Genomic DNA, 1,752 nt, shown 5'->3' with positions numbered 1-1,752 from the left:
TAGCTGAGGTCCGCCTCGGCGCCGAGCACCGCCTGGTCGAATTGCCACAGGCCGGCGACGTGGCCGCCGACAAAACCGCCGTCAATGTCGGGCGCGATGGAAAATGGCGCACCTTCTGTCACCGATACATCGGATTGGCCCCAGCCATAGCCGGCCTGCAGACCAGCGTAATAGCCCGTCCAGTCGAATCCGGGCGCGGTCATCGGCACGTCGACCGCCGGGTCGGCTGCAAAAGCCGGCACGGCCAGAACGGCAAGGAAACCGGCACTAGCGACCATCAATCGACGCATCGAACTCCCCGAAATGACGGTTCAGAAAGATCCTCGTCAGAAGGATAACCGCATTCGCCGCAATCGCAATCCCCCTGTCGCCGTACAGAATCCTCTATTTGGCATCGATGAAGTCCAGCACAGCCTGGCTATATTCATCCGGCGCTTGCAGCATGGCGAAATGACTGGCGTTGGGCAGGATGATCAGCTTCGCACCTGGGATGGCGGAGGCGATATAGTCGGTGTGTTCGCGCTTGATCGCCTCATCGTGGTCGCCGGCAACGATCGCCGTCGGCGTGGTTATCTCGGCAAGCTGTTCCTTGCTCCACGCCGGCTCGCTCTCCCACATGTGGCTCATCTGCGCCACGAAGGCGTCATACTGGTCCGGTGTTTTCGACATCTTCTTGTAGTCGCGGCCGGAGCGGTCGATGTAGGCGGCAAAGGTCTTGTTGGTCATCACGCCCGGATCAAGGCCGTCGGTGGTTACGTTGGCGGCTTGCGCGAACAGCCTTGTCAGCCGCTCCGGATGATGCAGTGCGATGTCGATACCGATGATGCCGCCATCGCTCCAGCCGACAAGCGCGGTCTTGTCGATCTTCAGGTGGTCGAGCAGCGCCAGATAGTCCGATGCCATCAAGTCGTAGCCATAGGGCTGCTCGGTGCGGGTGGAGCGGCCGTGGCCACGGCTGTCGGCGACGATTACCTTGTGCGTCTTGGAAAGCGTGGCCACCTGGCTGGCCCAGATGTCGCCGTGGCCGAGGCCGCCATGGATGAGCAGCACCGGATCGCCCGCGCCGAAAACGGCGTAGTACATCTGGATGCCGTTCACCGGCGCGTATCCGCTCTGATCGGGTTTGGGCATGGCCGCTGGTTCCGGCAAGGTCTGCCAACGCTCCTCGGCCACGGCAGAAGTGGTCGACGCTGCGAACAAGATAACGATGGCGAACGCTTTCCAAAAACGGGTCATGTCTTCCCTCATATGGTTCGGTTCGCGGTCAGCATCGCCTTCCAGCCGGATTAGTCAACAAGCTCGCCCTGACGCGGTATGTCGGACCGACGGCTCTGGCGGCGCCCGCCGACATTTGCGAGACTGGCGGCAACCGAGGAATCGCCAATGACGAAAGCAACGCCCGCAAAACCCAGACCGTGGACCGAGATGGCGACACATCTGGTCGATGTCGCCGTGGGGCGCAAACCCGCTGACCTGGTCGTGCGCAACGGCCGCTGGGTGAACGTTCATTCGGGCGAGATCATCGCCGGCACCGACATCGCCATTGCCGGCGGGCGCTTTGCCTATTGCGGGCCCAATGCCAGCCATGCAATCGGCCAGGGCACCAAGGTGGTCGATGCCGGCGGGCGTTATCTGGTGCCCGGCCTCTGCGACGCGCATATGCATGTCGAGAGCGGCATGGTGACGGTGACCGAGTTCTGCCGGGCCGTCATTCCGCACGGCACCACCTCGATGTTCATCGACCCGCACGAG

The 1,752-nt window shown here is 62.6% G+C and carries 1 protein-coding gene and 2 pseudogenes; 1 reads left to right on the top strand and 2 read right to left on the bottom strand.

Going from position 1 to position 1,752, the window contains the following annotated elements:
* Both EN994_RS29870 and EN994_RS29865 read right to left on the bottom strand, forming a co-directional pair.
* Nucleotides 1-290: pseudogene (locus EN994_RS29870) on the bottom strand (porin family protein); the annotation flags it as partial.
* A gap of 94 nt (nt 291-384) precedes the next feature.
* Complete coding sequence (locus EN994_RS29865) at nt 385-1,236, bottom strand: alpha/beta fold hydrolase (protein WP_063168107.1); 852 nt, start codon at nt 1,234-1,236, stop codon at nt 385-387.
* Between the two features lie 147 nt (nt 1,237-1,383).
* Between EN994_RS29865 and EN994_RS29860 the strand changes: the two are divergent.
* Nucleotides 1,384-1,752, top strand: a pseudogene (locus tag EN994_RS29860) (adenine deaminase); the annotation flags it as partial.

This window comes from Mesorhizobium sp. M7A.F.Ca.CA.002.09.1.1 (assembly GCF_003998555.1).
Taxonomy (GTDB): Bacteria; Pseudomonadota; Alphaproteobacteria; order Rhizobiales; family Rhizobiaceae; genus Mesorhizobium; species Mesorhizobium ciceri.
The sequence above is the reverse complement of the archived record's forward strand: the minus strand, read 5'-3'. Positions and strand labels throughout refer to the sequence as shown.